Below are 14,807 nucleotides of genomic sequence, written 5' to 3' on the forward strand. Positions count from 1 at the left end.
CCGCCGTCGAGGTCATACGGGCACGACGCATCCTGCCATCCAGGGGCGACAGGACACGCCGCCATGGGGCCACGACGGCCTGGACCGCGGCGCCGCCGAACTCGTCGCCCGACCACGCAAAACGCTCAACTGCCCGCGGCCGTGCTCGGGTTCCTCGTCCCGGTGGTCGTGGCGTCGCCGCTGCTTCCCCGGGGCGACTAGGTGTACTCGGTCATGGCGTTGGTGATAGGCGGGTGATCGGTGGGTGGCCAAGTACAGCTTGGTCCAGACCGGTCGAGCGGCTCGCCACGCTCCCCACACCGGCCGGCTGATCAACTGGGGCGCCACACCTAGGACCCAAGCGGCCGGGGGCTTCCGATGGGAACGTTCCTAGCCGGAGCCGTCGCGGTCGCCGCGCATCTCCTCGACCACGACGCTCTGGTAGGCGCGGGACGTGTCCGGGACGTAGCTCAGCCTCGCGAGGGCCTTGCCCTCGTGGTCCCTGATCTCGAAGTGGTAGCCCTCGCCGGCCTCGCCGACGTGGGCGACGGCCTGGTCGTGCCTGAGCCGGCACATCGTGTCGACCTTCTCCAGCGCCACCTTCAGGCTCCCCGCGTCGCTGATGAGCCGCGCAGGCTCACTGGTCTCCCAGATCTCGAACATCAGTCGTGTCCTGTCGGCGGTCGGTCGGAAGGAACGGGCGGGGCATTCCTGACGTCTGGGACAGCTTGCGCCCTATTGGTGGATCTTTCAATCAGCCCAGATATCGGATTGATCACTATTCGAAGTTGTCCACGCTCAAAGCGTCATGTTCCCATGTCGCGCTGTGACGGCGCTTTCGTCCGCCGTGCCGCGCGAGTAAGGTCGCGGCACGTAACCGAATATGATTCGGAAGGGGCCGGGGTGGAGTAACGGGTCGTGTCCATCGTCGGTGACCATGCCCGCGACCGGGGGGCAGCGCCCGCCGTAACCGGGGACGGGCGCACCGTGAGCTACGCCGAGCTCGACGAGCGCTCCAGCAGGTGCGCGCAGGCCCTCCTCGACGCGGGCCTCGGAGCCGGCTCCCGGGTCGCCTACGTCGGGAAGAACGCGCCCGAGTACTTCGACCTGCTGTTCGGCGCCGCGAAGATCGGCGCCGTGACCGCGCCGGTCAACTGGCGGCTGACCCCGCCCGAGATCGCGGCGGTCGTCGCGGACGCGCAGGCCCCGATGACCCTCGTGGACGCCGAGTTCGCCTCCCTCGCGGGCGAGCTGCCCGGAAGGGTCGTCGTGACGGGCGCGGAGCACGAGCGGTGGCCGGCGGGCATCCCGCCGAGGATCCGGGCTTCACCGGGCGCCCGGACGACATCGTGGTGCCTCTACACCTCCGGGACGACCGGCGCCATCGTCCAGCTCGACCCAGAGGACCACGATCCCGAGGGTCCGCGCTCCCACCTGATGCGCTCGGCCGGGCGCCCCTACGCATGAGTCGAGATAAAGATCGTCGAGCCGGGCGGTGACACCGAGCGCGCGACCGGCGAGGTCGGCGAGGTGCTGACCCGCTCCCCGCAGAACACGCCCGGTTACTGGAACCGCCCGGAGGAGACGGCGCGGCTCCTGGTGGCGGACGGCTGGCTCCGCACGGGCGACGCCGGGTTCGTCGACGCCGACGGGTACCTCTTCCTCACCGACCGGATCAAGGACATGATCGTCACGGGCGTCGAGAACGTGTACCCGATCGAGATCGAGGAGGTGCTCGCCGCCCATCCCGCCATCGCGGACATCGCGGTGATCGGCGTCCCGGACGAGCGCTGGGGTGAGACCGTCAAGGCCGTCGTGGTGCTCGCGCCCGGGGCCGTGCTGAGCGAGGACGAGGTGCTCGCCTGCGCGCGAGCGGCTGGCCGGTTTCAAGCGGCCCCGCTCGGTCGACTTCGTGGACGCCCTGCCCCGCAACCCCAGCGGCAAGATCCTCAAGAAGGACCTCCGCGCGCCCTACTGGGAGGGGCTGGGACGGACCATCGCCTGACGGGCCGTCAGGCCTCTATGGCGACGGCGGTGTCCTTCGCGTCCGGCTCCAGGAAGCGCAGCAGCGCCTCGCCTTCAGCGGTCAGCTCGTCGATGGCCGCCCGGGGGAGTGCTTCGAACGGACGCATCCGCAGGGTCGCGACCTTGCGCTTGTACTCCGTCTCCCAGATGCCCCGGGCGAAGCCGTCCCACAGGAAGACGGCGCGCACGCGCAGGTTCTTGGTCGTGAGCATCGGGCGGTGTGAGTCGGCGATGATGCGCCTGCGGTCGGCGTGCGCAAGGACGAGGCTGTCGAATTCAGGCAGGAAGCGGGCCGGCGCCTGGACGTCCTCGCCGGGACGTGGCGCGTCGGGCAGGTCGAACAGCTCCCGGCCCTTGTCGTCGGCGAAGACACGAAGGCGCGGACGCAGCCGTTCCAGTGCTTCACCGGTCGATTGCAGTCCGGACCACATCTGCGCGTCGGCGGCGGAGGCGGGGCCATAGGCGGCCAGGTAACGCAGCATCAGTTCCTCCACCGCGGGCTCCGCCGCGGGGACGGATCCCAGCCATGAGTCGGCCAAGGTGAACTGGGCCGTGCGAGGGAAGCCCCACCTGTCCTGCGTCGGAACCATGACCAGCGGCACGCAGAGCCGGACGGCGTAGCCGAGTGCCCGGTCGTTGACGTCCGGGAACATCTCCTGCAGCGACGCACGCACCTCGTTGAACGTCAGTGGCGCCTCTTGAAGGAGCGAGCGTGCGGCCGGGACGACCTTCTGCAGGTCCAACCCCTTTGCGCGGTCGCCCAGCACGCGCAAGGCGCCGTCCAGCATCGGCTGGAGAGCCGTCCGGAACGCCGTGTAGTCGGCCGCCGCCATCAGGTGCAGCGTGGCGCGCATCATCGTGGCGCGCACGATCGAGCGGTCGTTGAACGCGGAGTGCAGGTCCGCCGCCTGGAAACCCTCCAAGCGTGTCCAGAGGCCGAGGAAAGGCGGCTTGGGCTCCTGTGCCTGCATCCCGCACAGGCGTCCTACCGCTTCCGCGACCGGCACCGGCTCTCGCGAGAGCAGCATCTGCCGCGCCAGGGTGGCGCGGTTGAGGGCCTGGACACTCAGGGTTTCGGTCATCCCTCCAGCATGCCGCCGACCGCCTTCCGGACGCAGCGCCTCAGCATGGCCCGACGGTCATCGCGCTCGCGGGTGTGCTCATCGGACTCGGCCTTCCGGCATGGCGTCCGCGAACGGCTGGAGCGCGGGCAAGTAAAGATATATCGTGACTCACGAGATATATCGCGTCTGTTGGAGGTGTGACGGTGTCCGTGGAAGAACGCGCGCCCGCGGGAGGCGTCCGGGGCAGGCTGCTCGACCTGATGTTCGTGCGCGGCCGTGTCGAGGAGGTGACTTCGGGGCCGGGCCGGATGCGCTGGATCGCCGTGGCCGGCGTGCCCGGCCTGGACTGGACGCCCGGACAGCAGGTCCGGGTGCACGTCGCGGACATCACCTCCGCGCGGACGTGGGTCAGCGGGGCCGTCCTCCACTCGCTGCGCACCTACTCGGTGTGGGATTACGACGCGTCCGCCGGGGTGATGCGGCTGTGCGTCATGGATCACGAGGCCGGCGGCCCGGGGACGCGATGGGCGCGGGACCTGCGGCCCGGCCGGGAGGTCGTTTTCGGCAAGCCGGAGGGGAGGTTCGGGCTCCGTCCGGCCGACTACCACGTCTTCGCGGGGGAGGAGACGGCCTCCGTCGCGTTCGGCGCCATGCTGCGGGCCGCGCCGCCGGACGAGCCCGTGCACGGCGTGATCGAGGTCGCCGGCGCCGAGGACCGGCTGCCCCTGCCGAGGGCGGAGGAGCTCACCTGGCGCCACCGCGGGGACGCTCCGGCCGCGGACTCGGCCGCGCTCGTCGACGCGGTCCGCGGGCTCGATCTGCCGTCCGAACCGGGAATCGCCTACGTGGCCGGGGAGGCACGCACCGTGCAGGCCGTCCGCGCGCACCTGATGCGGGAACGCGGCTGGCCGCGCAGATCCGTGCTGGTCAAGCCGTTCTGGACGCCGGGCAAGCGCGGTATGGAGTGATCCGGAACGATCGACGGGCGCGGGGGTTACGGGGCGATATTTCTTGAAATGCACGTGCATCAGCCCTTGCACCTGCACGCCATTCCTAGCAGGATTGCCCCGGACCCCCGCACGTGAACTCCCCGGAGATCGCGATGACCCACTTGAACGACAGCGACCGACAGGCGCTGCGGCTGGCCCAGGATCTCCGCGAGGAGATGCGGGCGGCACTGCCGCAGCTGCCGTCCCCGCCTTCGGTCTCCCCGTTCGTCGATCAGTCCGGGATGCCCAGCGTCCTGCTGAGGATGGACGCCGACACCGCCCGCGCTCTCATGGCCGTGCTGGCCGAGCGCCGGGCCGAACCGGGCGGCGTGCCCACCGGGGAGCCGCGCCGTGCCGACGGCTCCGTGCCGCCCCCCGTCCCTCCGCAGGCGGCCCAGGCCGTCCCGGCGGCGCAGGGCCCCATCGTCGCGGCAGCCGCGCCGTACGGGGAGCCTGCCTATGGGGAGCCTGCCTACGGTGACGCCGCTTACACGGAGTCACCGTACATCCCGCCCCAGCAGGGTGCGTCGGTGTTCACCGGCGGAACCGGCCCGACACCCCTGGTGCCGTCGGTCTACCCGAACTACTGACGCGACGTCCTTCGGCCCGTGCGGCACTCGCCGTACGGGCCACGCTCATGTCAGGGGCCCGGTAGCCGCTTGGGCGGCCCTGTCGGGCACGGATCCGCGGTCACGAGCCCCCTTCTTTACCTTCGGCGTCTGGCGATCTCCCATGACAGGAAGATCCTTTTCTCTCGTCCGCTCACTGGCCGACTGGACCGCAGGCCCCGTGCGAAAGGCGCTTTCGCACGGTCGGCGGCTAAATGATCTACCTGGACAAAGGTAAAGAAATCGCCCGTTTGGCGAAAGCACGGTAATGCCGTATATAGTCACTCCCAGGTCCGGGTCAAAGAACCGTTGACCTGGCCAATCGCAGAGCCGTCGCTCCCGCCCGCCAGGCGGGTCCCCTGTGCCGAACGCGGCCGTACCATGCACCGGCCGCCTGCCGAGACGGGCCGCTGAGCCCCCGGTCGGCATTCTCTCCGCTTCAACGAAGCCCGTGACACACGCACGTCCGAGCACGGACGGGCGCGATTGATCGCGGGCGCGGTCCACCATGCCCGTGGATCGTTCCAAGCGGGGTCCTCATCGCGGCGGCAGCTCCCGAGTCTCGAGTCTCGGAGCCGGTCCCCTCATGCCCGGAAACAGCGCGTGACCTGCGCGCATGCCAGGGCAGGCCGGCAGCCCTGTACCCCGAACGAAGGATCTTCATGCAGCAGCGAGCGATCAACGTCGTCCTGACAGGCGTGACCGGTACCGCCCTTGCAGGCATGCTCGTGGCCGGTGTGGCCGCGGCCAGCGACGACTCCGCTCCCCAGAAGCAGTTCAAGCCCGAGCGGGCCGTCGCCGCGCAGGAGCACAAGGCTCCCCGGCAGGACGCCCTCAAGGCCCCCGAGAAGAAGCAGCCCGCGGCCAAGACAGAGGCCAAGCCCGCGGAGAAGCCCGCGGTGGCCAAGGACAGCAACAACGCGAAGAAGGGCCCGAAGGCCCTGCTCAGCGGCAAGACCACCTCGTCCTACTTCTGGGACGACGGGTCGGGCGTGCGGGGCGACACCGGTGCCCCCGCGAGCGGCAAGCCCATGCAGAAGGGCATGTTCGCCAGCCCGAGCTGGCCGATGCTCACCAAGGTGCGGGTCACCTACAAGGGCCGCAGCATCACCGGCTTCGTCGGCGACCGCGGTCCCGGCGAGCCGTCTCACCGCGGGGTGATGCTCGACCTCGACACCTACACCTTCCGGTACCTGCTGGACGGCAAGAAGCCCGCGAGCAAGTACAACGCGGGTACCGGCGAGGGACACCTGAAGGGCGTCAAGTGGGAAGTCCTCTCCTGGGGCTCCGGCGCCGGGAAGAAGGGCAAGCCGCGGCCTTTCGGTTCCTGACCGGAGGCCGAGCGAACCGTTCGTGAAATGGCTCACCGTGCGAATGTGAGCCCGCGCACAGAACGTTCGTGAGGTCTCTCACAGACCCGGCACAGGGCTGCCGGTGCATGGAGAACGGGGATTCCCCGGTATCGGAAAGATCACCGGGGAATCCCCATTTTCACTCCGCCGGAGCCCTCCCGGGACAGCTCCCTCGACAGCGCCAGCGCCGCGGTCCGCACGGCCGGGGCGAGCCGGTCGAGGTCCAGCCGGCACACGTTGCCGGTGATCGAGATCGCGGCGATCACGTGCCGCCGGTGGTCCAGGACGGGCGCCGCCACGGCGGACACGCCCGCCTCCGACTCCTCCCGGTTGACCGCGTAGCCGCGGTCGGCGGTGCGGGCCAGCTCCCGCTGCAGCAGCCCCGGCATGATGATCGTGTGCGGTGTGTAGCGGACGAGCCCGGCCGCGAGCACGCGCTCCAGCCGCAGGGGAGGGCCGAGCGCGAGGAACAGCTTGCCCGTCGCGGTGCAGTACGCGGGCAGGCGCCCGCCCACCCGGGACACGATCGGCATCGACCGTCGCCCGGTGACCTTCTCCAGGAACAGCGTGTCCGTCCCGTCCAGGACGGCCAGGTGGATGTTCTCGTGCGTCGCCTCGTACAGGTCCTCCAGGTAGGGCAGGGCGGCCTCGCGGAGCCCGCGCGGCCGGGGGGCGCGCTGCCCGAGCACGAACAGCCGCATGCTGAGCCGGTAGCCGGACCCGGTGCGCTCCACCCCGCCCCACCGCACCAGCTCGCTCAGCAGCCGGTGCGCGGTCGGCTTCGGCAGCCCGGTGCGGGCGGCCAGCTCGGTCAGGTTCAGCTCGGTGTCGGCCGAGCCGAAGGCGTCCAGCAAGCTGAGCCCGCGCGCCAGCACCGATCTCGGCGGCTCGTCGCCCGGGGAGGGCACGTCCATCCCCCGATGGTGTCCGTGATCGGACCCGTCGGCAAGGGGCGGGAAGCGGGCGCCGCCCCTCGCGGCCCCGGTCACCGGTCCTCCCCGTGGCCCCGGACCGGCGCCTCGATCAGCAGCGGCGCGTCGAGGTCCTTGACCGCGGCGACCGCGTCGCGCAGCTCGTCCGCCGATCCCGCCCGCAGCGCTTCGATCCCGAACAGCCGCGCCGCGGCCTGCCAGTCGAGTGCCGGCGGGGCCAGGTCCATGCCGACGTAGGTGCCGTGCCGGGCCGACGCCCCTCCGCCCTCGTCGAGGGTGTCCTTGAGCGTCCGGTACTCGCCGTTGTTCATGACGACGAACGCGGCGGGCACCGCGTAGCGGGCCGCGCTCCAGAGCCCTTGCAGGCCGAACATCGCGCACCCGTCCCCGAGCACCGCGACCACCGGACGCCCCGGATCCCCCATCCTGGTGCCGACCGCCGCGCCGATGCCCCAGCCGAGGCCGCCGCCGACGGTGTGGACGTACGATCCGGGCCGGTCCTGGCGGAGCACCGCGCGCAGCCGGAGCCCGACGGTGATCGCCTCCTCGACCACCACCGCTCCCTCGGGCAGCCCGGCGGCGACGGCATGGGCGGCGGCGCGCGGGTCCAGCGGGGACGGCGAGTACGCCGCCCGCGCGGCGGCCTCCACCTCGTGCCGTGCCCTGGCGTGCCGCGCTCCGAGGCGCCGGGCGCGCTCCGGGGCGGTGGGGACGAGCCCGTCCAGGTGGTCGGCCAGCGCCCGCAGCGTCCCGGCCAGGTCGCCGGTCAGGCCGTGCCGGACGGCGAAGTTCCGGCCGATCTCCGCCGGGTCCTCGTCCACCTGCACGATGGCCAGGCCGTCCGGGACGGCCGGGCCGGGCGTGTAGTGGTGGGGCATGAACGCGTGGCACCCGGCGATCAGCACGGCGTCGTGGCCGGCGAGCGTCTCCCGGATGACCGCGTTGCGCGGCGGCAGCATCCCCGCGTAGAGCGGATGCCCGGTGGGGAAGTCGATGCCGTCGTTCATCGGCTGGTGGTGGACGGCCGCGCCGAGCCGCTCGGCCACCGCGACGAGGTCGGCGACCGCGCCGGCCCGCCCGACCCCGTCGCCCGCGACGATCGCGGGACGCCCGGCGCGGGCGAGCAGCGCCGCGGCGTCCCCGGCGTCGGCCGCGCCGGGCCCCGTCACGGGGGAGCGGGCCGGCACCGCGACGTCGGCGTCCTCCTCCAGCAGGTCCATCGGGACCGACACCAGCACCGGCCCCGCCGGGGGACGCGCCGCCAGCGCGAACGCGCGCCGCAGCACGATCGGCAGGTCGCGGGCGTGCCGCACCTCCACGGCGTGCTTCGCCGCCGCCGACGCGAGGCCCACCAGGTCGCCGGAGAGCATGGGGTCCTGGATCAGGTGGCGCCGGTCCTGCTGCCCGGCCACGACCACCATCGGCGTCCGCGACCGCATCGCGTTCAGCATCCCGATCAGCCCGTTCGCGACGCCCGCGGCGACGTGCAGGCTGACCAGCGACGTCCGCCGGGTCGCCCGCGCGTACCCGTCGGCCATCGCCACCACGGACCCTTCCTGCAGGCCGAGCACGTACGGGAGATCGGGGGCGTCCGCCAGCGCGTCCATCAGGGGGAGCTCGGTCGTGCCGGGATTGCCGAAGACCCGGGTCACCCCCTCGTCCCGGACGATCTCCAGCAGCGCCTCGATCGGCCTCATGTCCTGCCTCCCACGTCGTCGGAGCCCGTGCCGGCCGGCCGGGTGGTCAGTGCAGGGCGGAGCCGCCGTCGACGTTGATCGTCTGGCCGGTGAGGAAGCCGCTGCCCTCGTCGCACACGTACAGGAGCGTCGACACCAGGTCGCGGGGCTCCTCGACCGCCGGGACGATCTGCAGGTCGCGGACCCGCTCGAACGCGCCGTCCGCGCCGGTCGTCCGGGCCGCGGTGTCGGTCCGGGTGAGGCCCGGTGCGATCGCGTTGACCGTGATCCCGTGAGGGCCGACCGCGCTCGCCAGGGCGCGGGTGAAGCCGACGAGGCCGGCCTTGGACGTCGTGTAGGCGACGAGGTCGGGCGGCCCGAGGAACACCACGGCGGAGGCGATGTTGACGATCCGCCCCCAGCCGGCCGCCTTCAGGTGGGGGAGCGCGGCCCGCGACACCAGGAACGGGCCGTCCAGGTTCACCCGCAGGATCCTGCGCCAGTCCTCCAGCGTCGTCTTCTCGAACTCCAGCGGCGGATAGATCCCGGCGTTGTTCACCACCACGTGCAGGCCGCCGAACCTCGCGGCGGCCTCCTCGACGGCGGCCTCGACCTCGTCGGGGTCGGTCACGTCCGCGCGCACCGGATGGAAGCGGTCGCCGATCGCCTCCGCGGTGCCCGACTGGTCGGCGAGGTCGAGTCCCGCGACGCGGTGCCCGCGCGCCGCCAGGGCGATCGCGAACTCGCGCCCCAGCCCGCCCGCCGCACCGGTCACGAGGGCGACCCGCCGCGTCCCGTTCATCGACGGCGTCTCGCTCATGGACGGCAGCCTGCGCCATGCCCGCGGTCCCGGCAAGGCCCCGTTTTCATTCATTGAAACGGGTTCCTTGTGGTGGAGTGGGGCCGGTCACATGCTCGCCGCATGTCCGAACGAAAGCCCGCGGCCACGCCGGCCCCGGAGAACACGAAGGGCGAGCCCCCGGCGGGGCGGCCCCGGGCCCGGCGCCCGGTCCCCGACGAGGCCGGCGTCGTCGGCGTGCTCATCCTGCTGGTGCTGGGCGTCGGCCTGCTCCAGCCGGACTTCCTGCGCGCCGGCAACCTGCTGACGACCGCGCACAACTCGGTCTACGTCGGCCTGATGGCGTGCGGGATGGTGTTCGCGCTCGCGATGCGCGAGGTCGACCTGTCGGTCGGTGGGATGTACGCGATGGGCGTCGTCGTGGGCGCGCTGCTGATCAGGGACGGCTGGAACCCGTGGCTCGCCGCCCTCGCGGTGCCGGCCCTGTCGGCGCTGCTCGGCGCGCTCAACGGCGCCGTGACGACGTATCTGCGGCTGCCGTCGTTCATCGTCACGCTCGCCACGCTGATGCTGCTGCGCGGCGTGGGGCTGGCGCTGGCCGAGGGGAAGCAGGTCACCGACCTGCCGCAGGAGCACGCCTTCTTCAGCGTGCTGGGAGGCGGCGAGTCCCTCGGCGTGCCGAACGCGGTGTGGGTGTTCGCCCTCGCCGTGGCCGTGCTGACCGTCGTGTTCACCCGGACGAGGTTCGGGGCGCGGGTCCGGGCGATCGGCTCCAACCCCGAGGCGGCCGAGTTCGGCGGGCTGCCCGTCACCCGCACCCGGATCGCGGCGCTCGCCCTGTCCGGGCTGATGGCCGGGGTGGCGGCCGTCCTCGCCCTGGCGTTCTTCATCGCCGGGGACCCCACCATCGGCCAGGGCTACGAGCTCACGGCCATCGCCGCGGCCATCATCGGCGGCACCCCGCTGAAGGGCGGAACCGGCTCCGTCCTCGGCGCCGCGGCGGGCACCCTCATCCTCGGCGCCGTCACCGCGGCGCTGGTGTTCTTCGAGGTCCCCATCAACTGGACGACCTTCGCGACCGGCGGCGTGATCCTCGCCGCCGTCGGCGCCGCGCCGCTGCTGCGCCGCGTCCGTGACCTGCGCTCTTCAGGGAGGAACCCATGATCCCGCGTCCCCGCGGGCCCGTCGCGGCGGCCGCCGCCCTCGTGCTCGGCGCCGCCCTCGCCACCGCGTCCTGCGGTGACGGCGGCGGCTCCGGAGGCGAGGGCGAGCGCCTCAGGATGGGCATCGCCGTCGCCAACTACAGCCTCAACTTCGCCCGCGAGATGTACGAGGGCGCGACCGAGGCGTCCAAGCAGGCCGGGAACATCGACTTCAAGGTCGTCGGACCGCCCAACACCGACGGGCCCGCCGAGCAGCAGCTGTTCCAGAACCTCACCGTCACCCACCCGGACGGCATCGTGCTGGAGAACCTCGACCCGCCGATCTTCACCCGCCCGGCCGCCCAGGCGGTCGACAAGGGCATCCCGATCGTCGCGCTCGACACGGCGCCGACGGACGGCAGCAAGGTGACCTTCTACGTCGGCAACGACAACTACGAGCTGGGCGGGCTGCTCGCCGAGGCGACGGTGAAGAAGCTCGGCTCGGACGCGAAGGGGACCGTGGTCGTCGGCGTGCCCAACCCGGGGACGCCCGTCCTCGACAGCCGCGCCAAGGGCATCAAGGAAACGTTCGCGAAGCTGGCGCCGGGCATCCGCGTCGTCGGCCCGTTCCAGACCTACAGCGATCCCGCGCAGAACTACGGCGCATGGCAGTCGCAGGTGAACGCCAACCCGGACGCGCTGGCGTTCCTCGGTGTCGGCGACGCCGACAGCTACAACCTCGGCCGGCTCAAGGAGCAGAAGAAGGGCAAGTACCTGACGGCCGGGTTCGACGTCGACCCGAAGACCCTGGAGTACATCAAGAAGGGCACCAACTTCGCCGGCATCGACCCCGAGCACTACCTCAAGGGCTACATCGCCACCGCGATCCTGATCAAGTCGGTGCGGGAGAACGACGGCAAGCTGCCGGACGGCTGGTTCAAGACGCCCGGACTGGTGATGGACTCGTCCAACATCGACGAGATCCTCACGCGCCAGCAGTCGGTGCAGAACGCCTACCGGTGGTACAAGCCGCAGCTGGACAAGCTGCTCGCGAACCAGCAGGCGAGCATGCGCCCGCTGAAGGACGCCCGATGACAGGGAGGCGCTGATGCTGGTCGCCTCCGGCCTGGTCAAGCACTACGGCGGGGTCACCGCGCTCGACGGCGTCGGCATCACGCTGGACGCGGGGGAGGTGCACGCGCTCGTCGGCGAGAACGGCGCGGGCAAGTCCACCCTCGTGAAGGTCATCTCCGGTGTGGTGCGGCCCGAGGGCGGCACGGTCGAACTGGACGGCTTCCCGGTCCGGTTCGCCGACGCCCGACGGGCAGCGGCGCAGGGCGTCGCGATCGTGTCGCAGGAGCTGATGACCTACGACGACCTGACCGTGCTGGAGAACCTGTTCCCGTACGGGGCGCCGCGGCGCGGCGGCCTGGTCAGCACGCGGGAGATGCGGCGGGTCGCCGGGCCCGTCCTCGCCGAGCTCGGCCTGGACCCGCCGCCGCACGCGAAGGTCGGCGAGCTGCCCCTCGCGGACCGGCAGCTGCTGGAGATCTGCCGCGCGCTGCTGCAGGACCCCCGCGTCCTGATCCTGGACGAGCCCACCTCGGCGCTGCCCCGCGACGCCGCCGCCCGGCTCGCCGCCGTCACCCGGCGGCTGGCCGCGCGGGGGCTCGCCGTCCTGTACATCTCGCACTTCCTGGAAGAGGTGATGCGGGTCGCGACCCGGGTCACCGTCCTGCGGGACGGCCGGGTCGTGCTCGCGGGCGCGCCGGTCGCCGACGTCGGCCTGGACTCCCTGGTCGCCGCGATGCTCGGGCAGGCCGCCCGGCGCGCGGACCCCGCGGACGCCGCCGCCCCGCGCCGCTCCGGCGGCGCGGCGGTCGCCCTCGCCGGCGTCACCGTCCCGGGACGCCTGCGCGAGGTGTCCCTGACGGCCCGGGGCGGGGAGATCGTCGGGCTGGCGGGCCTACAGGGCTCGGGGCATCTCGCCGTCCTCGACGCCGTATGCGGCCGGGTGCGCCCCTCGTCCGGTTCCGTCCGGCTGCCGGACGGGCGGTCGCCCCGTTCCGCCCGGCACGCCGTCACCAAGGGCGTCGCCTACATCTCCGGCGACCGCAAGGGCCGCGGGCTGATGCTCGACAAGACGCTCTGGGAGAACATCACGTCGGTGAGCTGGCTCGGGCAGGGGCGCGGCGGGCCGATGCCCCGCCGCGCACGCCTGGTCGAACGTTCCCGCGGCCATCTGGTGAGGCTGAGGGTCCGCGGGGACGTCCACGGCCGCGCCGGCGACCTGTCGGGCGGGAACCAGCAGAAGGTGGTCCTCGCCAAGTGGCTGGACGCCGATCCGGCCGTCCTCGCCCTGGACGATCCCACGCGGGGCGTGGACGTGGGCGCCCGCGGCGAGCTGCACGACATCGTCCGGGAGCTCGCCGGTCAGGGGAAGGTGGTGCTCATCGCCTCCAGCGACCTCGCGGAGCTGGTCGAGCTGTGCGACCGCGTCGTCGTCCTCCAGCACGGCCGGATCGTCGCCGCGCTGGACGGCGACCGGCTCACCGAACCGGAGCTGAGCCTCGCCATGAACGCCGGCTTCGCCGCTCCGGCCGGCTAGCCGGCCAGCAGCGGGATGACCGGGGCGAACTCCTCCATGACGGTGTCGGACACCTGGTAGTAGGTGAAGCCGAAGCGGTCCCGGCGGGCGAGCATCTGCTCGGCGATGTGCTCGGGCGGGCCGACGAACTGGGACGGCATGCCGAGGACGAGGTCGGCAGACGAGGTGCCCCAGCCGCGGGTGACCGCGACCCTGGCGGCGGCGCGCCGCGGATCGGGGCCGAACGTCGGCGTCACCATCATGCTCAGCTCGACGTCCCGCCCGTCGGCGGCCTCGCGGACCCACTCGACCTTGCGGGCGATCGTTTCGGGGAGGCGTTCGGAGATCTCGTCCGAGATCGCGCCCTCGGGGAGGGCGCGCGGAAGGATGCCGACGGTGTCGGCGTGCCGTCCGGCGATGCCGAGCATGCGCCGGCTCCCGGCGCCGACGACGAGCGGCGGGCGCGCGGCGGGGACCGGGAAGACGGTCAGGCCGTCGATCCGGTAGTGCTCACCTGAGAAAACGGTCTTCTCTCCGCCGAGCAGACTCCGCAGGACGAGCAGAGACTCCTCCAGCCGCCCGACCCTCGTCCCGGCCCGGTCGAACGCGATCCCGGCGGCCTCGTACTCCTCGCGCAGCCAGCCCGCGCCGAGGCCCAGCTCGAACCGCCCTCCCGAGAGGTGGTCGAGGGTGGCGGCCTCCTTGGCGAGCATCACCGGGTGCCGGAAGTCGTTGGAGAGCACCATCGTGCCCAGCCGCAGCGTGCTCGTCGCGGACGCGGCGTACGCCAGCGCCGCCATCGGCGCGAGCTGCTCGCCGAAGGGCTCGGCGACGAAGTGGTCCCGCAGCGTCAGGACGTCGTATCCGAGGTCCTCCGCGCGGCGGGCGGTCTCGGCCAGCTCGGCGCCGGAGCGGATCGACTCGCCCACCACGCCGAAGCGGAAGTCTCTGGTCATGCCCCGAGCCTGCACCGCGATCGGGCGGCCTCGCTGGCAGGAATCCGACGTGAGGCTTGGAGCGGCGGAACGGGGCGAGCGGCTCGGTCGCCGTCCGTGCGGCGTAAGGGCGTCACCGACTGCCCCGTTCTCACCGTCACCTACCAGGCTGCGTCGCGCCGCCCGGTTTTGCAAGGCGGGGCGGGGCTAGCCCCCGACACGCTGGGACAACAGCTTTCCCGGCCAGTCGCCCACGGTGAAGTCCCCGACCGGCTCGAAGCCGTTGCGCCGGTAGTACTCGACGAGCCGCCCGTCGCCGCCGCGGTAGCAGTCGACGCGCAGCAGGCCGGCGCCCTTCGCGCGGGCCTCGTCCTTCGCCTTGGAGATGAGGGCGGCGCCGACCCCGTGCCCGGCGAACGCGCGGTCGGTCACCAGCAGGGTGATGTACAGCTCGGGCTCGTCGATCGGGTCGACGTAGTGCGGCGGTCCCGGCGACACGGCCATGACCCCGGCCGGGCTCCCGTCCACCTCCGCCGCCCAGATCTCGTCGTCGCGGGCGATGCCCGCGATGCGCTCCACGCGCCGCGGATCCTCCGACCACGGCTCGCTGCCCCACTGCCCCGTGCGGCCGTTCGAGGCGAGCCACGCCACGGCGCCGTCCAGCATCGCCATCATGACGGGCGCGTCGCCGGGCCCGCCCTTTCGGATCTTCATCGCAC

14 protein-coding genes and 1 pseudogene are annotated in these 14,807 nt (G+C 72.4%); 8 read left to right on the top strand and 7 right to left on the bottom strand.

Annotated elements, in window-relative coordinates:
- Positions 1–369: 369 nt before the first annotated feature.
- The gene (locus tag K8Z49_RS01955) at positions 370–642 is read right to left on the bottom strand and encodes a hypothetical protein (RefSeq protein ID WP_021594885.1); all 273 of its coding nucleotides are present in this window, start codon (positions 640–642) and stop codon (positions 370–372) included.
- Between the two features lie 255 nt (positions 643–897).
- Here K8Z49_RS01955 and K8Z49_RS01960 point away from each other — a divergent pair, with 255 nt between their 5' ends.
- Both K8Z49_RS01960 and K8Z49_RS01965 read left to right on the top strand, forming a co-directional pair.
- A complete protein-coding gene (locus tag K8Z49_RS01960) occupies positions 898–1,446 on the top strand; it encodes an AMP-binding protein (protein ID WP_412517496.1) in 549 nt (182 codons plus the stop codon).
- 216 nt (positions 1,447–1,662) lie between these two features.
- A pseudogene (locus K8Z49_RS01965) lies at positions 1,663–1,788 on the top strand (AMP-binding enzyme); the annotation flags it as partial.
- Between the two features lie 203 nt (positions 1,789–1,991).
- On the opposite strand, the gene K8Z49_RS01970 reads toward K8Z49_RS01965, so the two are convergent.
- A complete protein-coding gene (locus K8Z49_RS01970) occupies positions 1,992–3,086 on the bottom strand; it encodes a winged helix DNA-binding domain-containing protein (protein ID WP_021594888.1) in 1,095 nt (364 codons plus the stop codon).
- Between the two features lie 185 nt (positions 3,087–3,271).
- Between K8Z49_RS01970 and K8Z49_RS01975 the strand changes: the two genes are divergently transcribed.
- The 3 genes from K8Z49_RS01975 (at position 3,272) to K8Z49_RS01985 (ending at position 5,996) form a co-directional block, all read left to right on the top strand.
- The gene (locus K8Z49_RS01975; protein ID WP_024936117.1) at positions 3,272–4,036 is read left to right on the top strand and encodes a siderophore-interacting protein; all 765 of its coding nucleotides are present in this window, start codon (positions 3,272–3,274) and stop codon (positions 4,034–4,036) included.
- 134 nt (positions 4,037–4,170) lie between these two features.
- The gene (locus K8Z49_RS01980) at positions 4,171–4,647 is read left to right on the top strand and encodes a hypothetical protein (RefSeq protein WP_143118851.1); all 477 of its coding nucleotides are present in this window, start codon (positions 4,171–4,173) and stop codon (positions 4,645–4,647) included.
- Positions 4,648–5,327: 680 nt separating this feature from the next.
- Entirely contained in the window at positions 5,328–5,996 is a 669-nt protein-coding gene (locus tag K8Z49_RS01985; protein WP_412517497.1) for a hypothetical protein, read from the top strand.
- 140 nt (positions 5,997–6,136) lie between these two features.
- Here the strand turns inward: K8Z49_RS01985 and K8Z49_RS01990 are convergent, their stop codons facing one another.
- The 3 genes from K8Z49_RS01990 to K8Z49_RS02000 all read right to left on the bottom strand — a co-directional run bounded on the left by K8Z49_RS01990 (position 6,137) and on the right by K8Z49_RS02000 (position 9,445).
- Positions 6,137–6,931, bottom strand: coding sequence for an IclR family transcriptional regulator (locus K8Z49_RS01990; RefSeq protein WP_052357843.1), 795 nt, complete (start codon positions 6,929–6,931; stop codon positions 6,137–6,139).
- Between the two features lie 71 nt (positions 6,932–7,002).
- Entirely contained in the window at positions 7,003–8,646 is a 1,644-nt protein-coding gene (locus tag K8Z49_RS01995; protein WP_111832255.1) for a thiamine pyrophosphate-binding protein, read from the bottom strand.
- A 46-nt stretch (positions 8,647–8,692) separates the two neighbouring features.
- A complete protein-coding gene (locus tag K8Z49_RS02000) occupies positions 8,693–9,445 on the bottom strand; it encodes an SDR family NAD(P)-dependent oxidoreductase (RefSeq protein WP_021599913.1) in 753 nt (250 codons plus the stop codon).
- A gap of 102 nt (positions 9,446–9,547) precedes the next feature.
- Here K8Z49_RS02000 and K8Z49_RS02005 point away from each other — a divergent pair, with 102 nt between their 5' ends.
- Genes K8Z49_RS02005 through K8Z49_RS02015 form a run of 3 tightly spaced genes read left to right on the top strand, consistent with a single transcriptional unit; the run spans position 9,548 to position 13,174 of the window.
- Complete coding sequence (locus K8Z49_RS02005; RefSeq protein ID WP_111832253.1) at positions 9,548–10,588, top strand: ABC transporter permease; 1,041 nt, start codon at positions 9,548–9,550, stop codon at positions 10,586–10,588.
- Positions 10,585–11,661, top strand: a complete 1,077-nt coding sequence (locus K8Z49_RS02010; protein WP_021599915.1) for a sugar ABC transporter substrate-binding protein — start codon at positions 10,585–10,587, stop codon at positions 11,659–11,661. The genes K8Z49_RS02005 and K8Z49_RS02010 overlap by 4 nt, the downstream gene beginning before the upstream one ends.
- Before the next feature lie 13 nt (positions 11,662–11,674).
- On the top strand, positions 11,675–13,174 hold the full coding sequence (locus K8Z49_RS02015) for a sugar ABC transporter ATP-binding protein (protein WP_412517498.1): 1,500 nt from the start codon (positions 11,675–11,677) through the stop codon (positions 13,172–13,174).
- On the opposite strand, the gene K8Z49_RS02020 is transcribed toward K8Z49_RS02015, so the two are convergent.
- Together K8Z49_RS02020 and K8Z49_RS02025 are read right to left on the bottom strand one after the other, a co-directional pair.
- Positions 13,171–14,109, bottom strand: coding sequence for a TIGR03621 family F420-dependent LLM class oxidoreductase (locus tag K8Z49_RS02020; RefSeq protein WP_021595444.1), 939 nt, complete (start codon positions 14,107–14,109; stop codon positions 13,171–13,173). The genes K8Z49_RS02015 and K8Z49_RS02020 overlap by 4 nt on opposite strands.
- A 186-nt stretch (positions 14,110–14,295) precedes the next feature.
- Positions 14,296–14,802, bottom strand: coding sequence for a GNAT family N-acetyltransferase (locus K8Z49_RS02025; protein WP_021595445.1), 507 nt, complete (start codon positions 14,800–14,802; stop codon positions 14,296–14,298).
- Between the last annotated feature and the right edge of the window lie 5 nt (positions 14,803–14,807).

The organism is Actinomadura madurae, assembly GCF_047130825.1.
Classification (GTDB): domain Bacteria; phylum Actinomycetota; class Actinomycetes; order Streptosporangiales; family Streptosporangiaceae; genus Spirillospora; species Spirillospora madurae.

Coding starts and splice junctions, on each gene's coding strand:
- K8Z49_RS02025 (WP_021595445.1), bottom strand. CDS start 14,802: ATGAAGATCCGAAAGGGCGGGCCCGGCGACGCGCCCGTCATGATGGCG.
- K8Z49_RS02010 (WP_021599915.1), top strand. CDS start 10,585: ATGATCCCGCGTCCCCGCGGGCCCGTCGCGGCGGCCGCCGCCCTCGTG.
- K8Z49_RS01995 (WP_111832255.1), bottom strand. CDS start 8,646: ATGAGGCCGATCGAGGCGCTGCTGGAGATCGTCCGGGACGAGGGGGTG.
- K8Z49_RS02015 (WP_412517498.1), top strand. CDS start 11,675: ATGCTGGTCGCCTCCGGCCTGGTCAAGCACTACGGCGGGGTCACCGCG.
- K8Z49_RS02005 (WP_111832253.1), top strand. CDS start 9,548: ATGTCCGAACGAAAGCCCGCGGCCACGCCGGCCCCGGAGAACACGAAG.
- K8Z49_RS01955 (WP_021594885.1), bottom strand. CDS start 642: ATGTTCGAGATCTGGGAGACCAGTGAGCCTGCGCGGCTCATCAGCGAC.
- K8Z49_RS02000 (WP_021599913.1), bottom strand. CDS start 9,445: ATGAGCGAGACGCCGTCGATGAACGGGACGCGGCGGGTCGCCCTCGTG.
- K8Z49_RS02020 (WP_021595444.1), bottom strand. CDS start 14,109: ATGACCAGAGACTTCCGCTTCGGCGTGGTGGGCGAGTCGATCCGCTCC.
- K8Z49_RS01985 (WP_412517497.1), top strand. CDS start 5,328: ATGCAGCAGCGAGCGATCAACGTCGTCCTGACAGGCGTGACCGGTACC.
- K8Z49_RS01970 (WP_021594888.1), bottom strand. CDS start 3,086: ATGACCGAAACCCTGAGTGTCCAGGCCCTCAACCGCGCCACCCTGGCG.
- K8Z49_RS01990 (WP_052357843.1), bottom strand. CDS start 6,931: ATGGACGTGCCCTCCCCGGGCGACGAGCCGCCGAGATCGGTGCTGGCG.
- K8Z49_RS01980 (WP_143118851.1), top strand. CDS start 4,171: ATGACCCACTTGAACGACAGCGACCGACAGGCGCTGCGGCTGGCCCAG.